Raw genomic sequence first — 7,835 nt, forward strand, 5'->3', positions numbered from 1 at the left:
ACCTCGCCCGTGACCTGCCCGGCAAGGTGCGCGTGGTCAAGGTCAACGTGGACGAGAACCCGCAGACCCCGGCCCGTTTCGGCGTGCGCGGGATTCCCACGCTGGTGATGTTTAGGGGCGGCGAGGAAGTAGACCAGATGGTCGGCGTGACCCAGAAAGCGGCGCTGCGGGCGCGGGTAGAGCACCTGAGCCACCTCTAAAGGCTCAGGCCGGGAAGGTCTGGGCGGCGGCCCTCTCGCGCAGCACTTGCGGGCTGAAGGACTGGCCCCCGCGCACCACCCGCCGCAGGTGGTCGGTGGCCCCGTAAAGGTGAGTCCACTGCCCCTTCAAGCCCGTCATGATTTCCCCTTCCAGGTCGCCCAGCGGGAGCGCCAGCAGGTCGGGCGCTTCGGCCTCGGCCAGTTCCTCGTGCACGCTGAGGGTCGGCACCAGGGCCGTGCCCGCCTCGACCGTTCGGGCCGCGAGGTCGTCCAGCAGGGCCGAATCGAGGGCCAGCGGGTCGCCGCTGTGCTTTCTAACTGGGGCGGAGGCGCGGGAGGTGCAACTGGACTTCATCCGGCTGATGCGAAAAGCTCAGGCGCTGGCGCAGCAGCAAGGAGACGCGCCGCGCCGTCCCTACCTGTTGCGGGTCGGCCTGGCCCCCCTCACCGACGAAGAAGCGCGGGGGCTGTTCCGGTCCTGAGGCGTGCCGCTACAGTGAAGCCATGCCGCGCACGCTGAACACGGTGGACCAGGCCATTGCCGTGCTCGAACTGTTCGATGCCGACCACACCGAATGGCAACTCAGCGACCTCGCCCGGCGGCTGGGGCTGCCCACCTCGACCCTGCACGAACAACTGACCACCCTCAGCGCCAGCGGCCTGCTGCTCAAGGTCGGGCGGGGCCGCTACCGCCTGGGCTGGCGGCTGCTCAAGCTCAGTTCGGCGCTCTACGGCTCGCTACCCTGGTACTCGCTGGCCCACGCCCAGATGGAGCGGCTGGCCCGTGGCACCGGGCTGCTGGCCTTCGTGTCGATGCTTCAGGGCGAACAGGTCATCTGCATCGCCCGGAGCGTGCAGGGGCGCGGCGACGCCCTGGTGGAGGGCGAAACCCGCTTCGAGTTGCCGCCCCATGCCACTGCCAGCGGCAAACTGCTCTACGCCCTGCGTGGCCTGGAACTGGCACCAGAGTCGCCGCGCTTTACCCCGCACACCCTCGCCCGGCCCTGGAAGGACGAAGCGGCTGAGATTCGCCGCACCCGACTGGCCCAGACGAGCGACGAATGGGCCATCGGCACCAGCAGCCTCGCCGTGCCGCTGGGCAGAGGAGAAGAGGTATTGGCGGCGCTGGGCCTGAGCCTGCCTACCGCCCGGCTGCGCGAACGCGATCAGCTGGTGCGGCGGCTGCGTGATGCGGCGGACGAGGTGCAGGAGCAGCTCTGAGCGGGCACGCCTGACCCATATCTGAGCGTCTGGTCAGCGAATCTCGCTTGCATGTCTGCGCTGTGTCACGGACACTGACTCCCACGCATGACCGACTCCTTCGACCTTCGCCTCTGGCTGGCTGGCCTCGACCCGCTCTGGCTGCACTTCGCCACCTTTTTTCTGATGTTTCTGGAGGGAGCCGGGGTGCCGGGCGTGCCGGGCGTGCTCCCCATGCTGGCGCAGGTCGCCGAGATAGACGCGGGCCACACCACCCTCGCCGCCGCCATCTTCTGGGGCACGCTGGGCAACTGGGTGGGCAGCGTCTGCGGGTACGGGGTGGGGCGCTGGGGCCTGCGCTTCCTGCCGCCGAAGTGGGTCAGCCGCCTTCAGAGCGAGCGGGCCGAAACGCTGCTGCGGTGCTGGGGCGGCCCCCTGATCGTGGTCAGCCGCACGGTGGGCAGCCTGCGCACTCCGGTCACGCTGGTGTCGGGGATGGTGAACTATCCGCTGGGGCCGTACCTGGTGTACAGCCTGATCGGGTCGCTGATTCATGTGGGCGTCTGGCAGACCCTGCTGTGGAAGTTCGGCCCGGTCATCCTGCCGCAACTCGAACGTTGGGGCCGCGAAATCGTGCTGTACGTCTTGCCTTTGCTGCTGCTGGGTGTCGTGGGGCGCTGGTGGTGGCAGCGCCGCCGAAGTGAAACCGAACAGGTACAGGCCGCGCCGGACGTGCCCCCCGTCACCGAGTCCGAAACGCGCCGCTGAGGGCTGACCTTATTCTCCCCTGACCGCCCAGGCTTTAGACTCGGAAACGACATGAAAAAAGCCATGCTCCTGCTGACTGCCCTGCTCGGCACCGCCTCCGCCGCGCCCGTGACCGTCACCCTGATTCACAACAACGACGTTCACGCCCACATCGACCCGTCCAAGGTCGGCGAAGGCATGTACGGCGGCTATCCCCGCATCGCGACGCTGGTCAAAAAGTACCGCGCCGAAGACCCCAATCCGGTGGTGCTGTCGGCAGGCGACCCCTTCCAGGGCACCCTGTACTACAACGTCTATAAGGGCATTTCCGACGGCATCTTCATGAACTACCTGGGCGTGCAGGCCATGAGCGTGGGCAACCACGAGTTCGACGACGGCCCCGCTGTCCTGGCCGCTTTTGCCCAGAAGGTCAAGTTTCCGCTGCTGGCCGCCAACCTCGACGTGAGCGCCGAACCCACCCTCAAGGACGTGGTCAAGCCCTACACCGTCCTTAACGTCGGCGGTGAAAAGCTCGGCATCGTCGGGGCCATCACCCCCGACACCGTGCAGATCAGCTCGCCTGGCCCGAACGTCAAGTTCCTCGACCTGACCGAGAGCGTCAGCCGCGCCGTCAGCGACCTTCAGGCTCAGGGCGTCAACAAGGTCGTGTTCCTGTCGCACCTGGGCTACAGCGAAGACCTCAAGGTGGCGGCGGCTGTTCCCGGCCTCGACGTGATCGTGGGTGGTCACAGCCACACGCTGCTCGGCAATTTCGAGGGCAACAAGGACTTCCCCAAGTCCGAGGGCGAATACCCCACCGTCGTGCAGGGGCCACAGGGCCGCGTGCTGGTCGTGCAGTCCTGGGAATGGGGCAAGGTGCTGGGCCGCCTGAAGGTGACTTTCGACGACGCGGGCAACGTGCAGAGCTACGAGGGCACGCCCGTCGCCGTGAGCGCCGACATTGCCGAGGACGACACCGCCAAGCGCATGGCGACCACCCTGGCCGTGCCGATTGCCAATCTGCGCCAGCAGGTCGTGGCGACGGCGGCTGGCCCCCTCAACGGAGCGCGTGAAGTCGTGCGCCGCCGCGAAAGCACCATGGCGAACGTGCTGGCCGACGCCGCGCTGCTCGCCGGGCAAAACGCCGGAGCCGAACTCGCGCTCGTCAACGGTGGGGGCGTGCGCGCCAGTATCGACCAGGGGCCAGTGACCTTCGAGGAAGCCATCACCGTGCAGCCCTTCGGCAACACCCTCACCATCATCACCCTGACCGGGGCGCAGATTAAGAACGCGCTGGAACACGGCGTCGCCACCTGGGACCAGAACAAGGGCCAGTTCCTGCACGTCTCCAGGGGCATGAGCTACAGCTTCGACCTCTCCAAACCCGCAGGCAGCCGCGTGACCGCCGTCACCCTGAACGGTCAGCCGCTCGACGACGCCCGCAGCTACAAGGTCGCCACCAACAACTTCACGGCGGCGGGGGGCGACGGCTTCACCATGTTCAAGGAAGCGCCCAAGCTGGAAACCGGCATTCTGGACGTGGACGTGCTGGTCAATTACCTGAAGGCCAACCCCACCCTCAACGCCCAGAATGAGGGCCGCATCGCCATTCAGAACGAACCGACGAAGTAAAGGCGGAATTGGAAGGCTCCCGGCGCGTGGCTGGGAGCTTTTTCCGTTCTGTAACCTCTACGACTTCTGGACTTGCATGGCGCGTTCGAACTGGCGGACGCCCGTGAACAGGCAGGCCTGCCAGCCCGCCGCACGGGCCGCCTGGACGTTTTCGGCAGCGTCGTCCCAGAAGACGATCCGGTCGGGCGCGACACCGAGGGCAGCAGTCACGGCGGTGTAATAGTCGGCGCTCGGTTTGCGGTGGCCTACGGCGTAGCTGGCGAAGTGCCCGTCGCAGAGGCTCCCCAGCCCCGTTTCTTCCAGCAGATGACGGGTACGGTGCCGCTCCTGGTTGGTGGCGAGGTAGACCCGCCAGCCCTGTTGCCGTAGTGCAGCGGTGGCCCTGAGCATCTCGGCGTCGGGGACGTTTTCGTACTCGCACCACTCCCGGTAGAACGCTTCGGGGTCGCCTTCCCGCCCGATGTGCTGCATCAGCATGGGCAGGTGGTCGAGCAGGTCGCTTTTTCCGGTCGAAGCCGACCTGAACGCCGTCTGCATAAAGTCGCGCATCACTTGCGGGTGTTCGCGGTGCAGCTTCGCCCCGTAGAATTCGGGGGGTCGCACCAGCACGCCGTCCACATCCAGCGAAAGGAGGTGGGTGTCCGGGGCGATCTCCGGCAGGTGAGCGGGTCGCCACCTTTCCAGAAGTGCCCTCCAGTTCAGACGCGGCACGCCGTCACCAGCCTCCGGGCCAGCGCGGGGTCGGCGGCGTAGTGCAGGTGCAGGTAACTGGCGAGGACGTTGCCCTGCGCGTAGCCTTCCTGCACGGTTTCGCCCGTGTGGGTCTGCCAGCTATAGGCCGGGTGCGTGGGCGCGTGGGTCAGTTCGCTGAAGTGGAATTCGTGCCCGCGCAGCACGCTTCCGGCGCGGACCAGCGGCGACTCTTGCAGGGCGGTGGCCTCGCGGTAGCCCAGGCTCAGGCGGCTCTGCATCCGGGTGTGGTAGGGGATGACGCCGCACATCTCATGCACCCGGCCATCCAAGTCGGTCAGCGACTCGCCCAGGTACATCAGGCCGCCGCACTCGCCCACCACGGGCCGCCCCGTTGCCGCGAAAGCACGGATGCTGCGGCGCATTTTTTCATTGGCGGCCAGTTCCGCCGCGTGCGCCTCGGGGTAGCCGCCGCCCAGCAGCAGGCCGCCCACGTCCTCCGGTAACTCCGCGTCCCGCAGCGGACTGAACGGCACCAGTTCCGCGCCTGCCAGCCGCAGTTCGTCCAGCGCGTCGGGGTAGTAGAAGTGAAAGGCCGCGTCGTAAGCGTAGGCGATTCTGGCTGAGGGCAGAGGGCTGAGCGTCGTCGGGAAATCGTCATTCGGCCCCTCATCCTCCTTGACACTCAGTTTCAGCAGCGCGTCCAGCCGCAGATGCTCCGCTGCCTTGAGCGCCTTTTCCTCGTCCCAGGCGGCCTGCTCGGCGCTCAACAGCCCCAGGTGACGCGAGGGCAGATGCAGCGCCTCGTCGCGCAGGATGAAGCCCAGCACCGGGAGGCCGACCTGCTTGAGCGCGAGTTCGCACAGTTCGGCGTGGCGCACGCTGCCCACCCGGTTCAGGATAACGCCCGCCACCCTCACCCCCTGCCCGAAGTCGCGCAGCCCTGCCGCGAGGGCCGCCACCGTGCGGGCCATGCCGCCCGCGTCGATGACCAGCACCACCGGAAGGCCCAGCGACCGTGCGAGGTCGGCAGTGGAGTGCTCGTCGCTCTGCGGGTCGCGTCCGTCGTACAGGCCCATGACACCCTCGATGACCGCGACATCGGCCCCGGCTGACCCGCGCCGGAAAAGCTGGCGCATTCGTTCCGGCGGCAGCAAAAAGGTGTCCAGATTGCGGGCAGGCCGCCCGGCGGCGCGGCTGAGGTGGGTGGGGTCGAGATAATCGGGGCCGAGCTTGAAGGGCTGCACCCGCAGGCCGCGTGTGCGGAGCGCCAGACACAGCAGCGAAGCGACCGTGGTTTTGCCGCTGCCCGAGTGCGGCGCGGCCAGGACGAAAGCGTTCACGAAATCACCATCTGACCAAGTGTAGCCACTGGAAAGGGGCGTGGCTCTATTTGAGCTTGAGAGGCAGCCCGCTCGCCACCAGATACGCCTCGGTGCTGGCCGCCGCCGCCCGCTGGTTCACCCAGCCCAGCACGTCGCGGTAACGCCGCGCCAGGGCGTTGTCGGGCACGATGCCGAAGCCGACCTCGTTGGTCACGAAAATGGTCGTGCCGGGGCGACTCCGGGCGGCCTGGGCCAGCGCATCGGCCTGGGCCAGAATCTGCTCGTCGGTCTGCTCGAAGTGCATCAGGTTGCCCACCCACACGCTCAGGCAGTCCAGCAGCAGCGTGGGCGTCTGTGCGTCCTGCACAGCCTGAACCACGTTCAGCGGTTCTTCGACTGTTATCCACTCAGCGGGACGGTCAGCGCGGTGCCGCCCGATTCGCTCGCGCATCTCGTGGTCGAAGGCCTGCGCGGTGGCGAGGTAGGTCACGGCCTGCCCGGTGCCTGCGGCCAACCTCTCGGCGTAGCTGCTTTTGCCGCTGCGGGCGCCCCCCGTCACGAAAATCAGAGCCACGAGCGCACCCTCTCCCAGTCCAAGCTGGCCTTGACCTGCGCCGCAATCGCGTCCAGGCGGGCGTCCAGGCTGTCCAGGCCAGCAGGCGCGGGGAGGCCCGCCCAGCCCAGAAACTGCTCCAGATAAGCGGGATTTTCCAGAATGCCGTGCAGGTAGGTGCCGCGCACGTTGCCCTGCCGCCACAGCAGCCCCGGTGCCAGCTCCTGCACGCCCGCCCCCGCTACGGTCTGCCCGTGGTGAATCTCGTACCCTTCCAGGCGGTAGCCCGTCTCGGCGTCGGTGAAGGTCGTCTGAAGCGTCGTTTTTTCGGGCGCAAATTCGGTGTGCAGGTCGAGCAGGCCCAGACCCGGCACGTCCTGACCACCCTCTACGCCGTGCGGGTCGGTGATACGCTGCCCCAGCATTTGCAGCCCGCCGCACACGCCCAGCACCGGCACGCCCGCCTGCGCCAGCCGCGAGATTTCGGCGGCCAGCCCCGTAGCACGCAACCACGCCAGGTCAGCCGCCGTGCTTTTGCTCCCCGGCAGAATGACCGCCCGCGCCCCCCGCAGTTCAGCAGGCGTAGTGACCCAGCGGGCCAGCTCGCCCAGCGGCGCGAATTCATCCAGGTTAGACACGCGAGGCAACCGCGCAATCGCCACAAAGCCATCTGCCATCTGCCATCTGCCTTCTGCCTGCTCCACCGCCACGCCGTCTTCTTCCGGCAACGGCACGTTCAGCCACAGCACCACGCCCACCGTCGGCACGCCCGTTTGTTCCTCCAGCCACTGGGGTGCGGGGGCCAGCAGGCGGGCATCGCCGCGAAAACGGTTGAGGATAAAACCGCGCAGCAGGGCGCGTTCCTCGGCATTCAGGCAGTGCCAGGTCCCCAGCAGGTGGGCGAATGCGCCGCCCCGGTCTATGTCGGCGGCCAGCAGCACGCTCGCCTGCACTTCCCGCGCCACCCGCATATTCACGATGTCGGATTCGCGCAAGTTGACCTCGGCGGGGCTGCCCGCGCCTTCTATCACCACCACGTCAAAATCACTCATCAGGCTGTGCAGCGCCCCCTGCACGTGCGGCCACAGCCGGGGCTTGCGCTCGCGCCAGGGCAGGGCGGTGATTTCGGGGTCGGCGCGGCCCAGCAACACCACCTGGCTTCGGGTGTCGGCCTCTGGCTTGAGCAGCACGGGGTTCATTCGCACGTCGGGCACGACGCGAGCGGCGCGGGCCTGCACCAGTTGGGCGCGGCCCATCTCCAGACCGTCTGGTGTGACACCTGCATTGTTGCTCATGTTCTGGGCCTTGAATGGGGCGACTTTCAGCCCTTCGTCACTCAAAATCCGGCACAGCGCCGCGCACAGATACGACTTGCCCGCGTTGCTGGTGCAGCCCTGAATCATGATGGCTTTTGCCGTCATAGGGTCAGCAGTGGCACTTCGGGAAAGTCGGCGTAGTCGGCGGTATTCAGCGTGAACAGTGAGAGGC

At 67.4% G+C, this 7,835-nt stretch carries 10 protein-coding genes; 5 read left to right on the forward strand and 5 right to left on the reverse strand.

All coding sequences use genetic code 11. The features are described 5' to 3' along the window. On the forward strand, positions 1-200 hold a 200-nt coding region (locus Q4C89_RS10320; RefSeq protein ID WP_303102529.1), incomplete at its 5' end, for a co-chaperone YbbN. A 4-nt stretch (positions 201-204) separates the two neighbouring features. Here the strand turns inward: Q4C89_RS10320 and Q4C89_RS10325 are convergent. Then, positions 205-555, reverse strand: coding sequence for a hypothetical protein (locus Q4C89_RS10325; protein WP_303102530.1), 351 nt, complete (start codon positions 553-555; stop codon positions 205-207). Here Q4C89_RS10325 and Q4C89_RS10330 point away from each other — a divergent pair. The 4 genes from Q4C89_RS10330 to Q4C89_RS10345 all read left to right on the forward strand — a co-directional run bounded on the left by Q4C89_RS10330 (position 539) and on the right by Q4C89_RS10345 (position 3,779). After that, complete coding sequence (locus Q4C89_RS10330; protein WP_303102531.1) at positions 539-682, forward strand: hypothetical protein; 144 nt, start codon at positions 539-541, stop codon at positions 680-682. The two genes, Q4C89_RS10325 and Q4C89_RS10330, sit on opposite strands and share 17 nt — an antisense overlap. Positions 683-704: 22 nt before the next feature. Continuing rightward, positions 705-1,421, forward strand: a complete 717-nt coding sequence (locus tag Q4C89_RS10335; RefSeq protein ID WP_303102532.1) for an IclR family transcriptional regulator — start codon at positions 705-707, stop codon at positions 1,419-1,421. Between the two features lie 87 nt (positions 1,422-1,508). Next, complete coding sequence (locus tag Q4C89_RS10340; RefSeq protein WP_303102533.1) at positions 1,509-2,168, forward strand: DedA family protein; 660 nt, start codon at positions 1,509-1,511, stop codon at positions 2,166-2,168. Between the two features lie 51 nt (positions 2,169-2,219). Then, positions 2,220-3,779 carry a bifunctional UDP-sugar hydrolase/5'-nucleotidase gene (locus Q4C89_RS10345; protein WP_303102534.1) on the forward strand — a complete coding sequence of 520 codons (1,560 nt, stop codon included), beginning with the start codon at positions 2,220-2,222 and terminating at the stop codon, positions 3,777-3,779. Between the two features lie 57 nt (positions 3,780-3,836). Here the strand turns inward: Q4C89_RS10345 and Q4C89_RS10350 are convergent, their stop codons facing one another. From Q4C89_RS10350 to Q4C89_RS10365, 4 genes are read right to left on the reverse strand one after another with little or no spacing between them, the layout of a single operon-like run. Then, entirely contained in the window at positions 3,837-4,490 is a 654-nt protein-coding gene (locus Q4C89_RS10350; RefSeq protein WP_303102535.1) for an HAD family phosphatase, read from the reverse strand. Further along, positions 4,478-5,812, reverse strand: a complete 1,335-nt coding sequence (locus Q4C89_RS10355; RefSeq protein ID WP_303102536.1) for a cobyrinate a,c-diamide synthase — start codon at positions 5,810-5,812, stop codon at positions 4,478-4,480. Before Q4C89_RS10355 ends, Q4C89_RS10350 begins: the two co-directional genes overlap by 13 nt. Before the next feature lie 46 nt (positions 5,813-5,858). Next, positions 5,859-6,368 (reverse strand): bifunctional adenosylcobinamide kinase/adenosylcobinamide-phosphate guanylyltransferase, encoded by a 510-nt coding sequence (gene cobU, locus Q4C89_RS10360; protein ID WP_303102537.1) that lies wholly within the window; start codon positions 6,366-6,368, stop codon positions 5,859-5,861. Next, entirely contained in the window at positions 6,359-7,768 is a 1,410-nt protein-coding gene (locus Q4C89_RS10365; RefSeq protein ID WP_303102538.1) for a cobyric acid synthase, read from the reverse strand. The genes cobU and Q4C89_RS10365 overlap by 10 nt, the downstream gene beginning before the upstream one ends. Positions 7,769-7,835: the final 67 nt, after the last annotated feature.

The organism is Deinococcus sp. (assembly GCF_030523985.1).
Lineage (GTDB): Bacteria > Deinococcota > Deinococci > Deinococcales > Deinococcaceae > Deinococcus.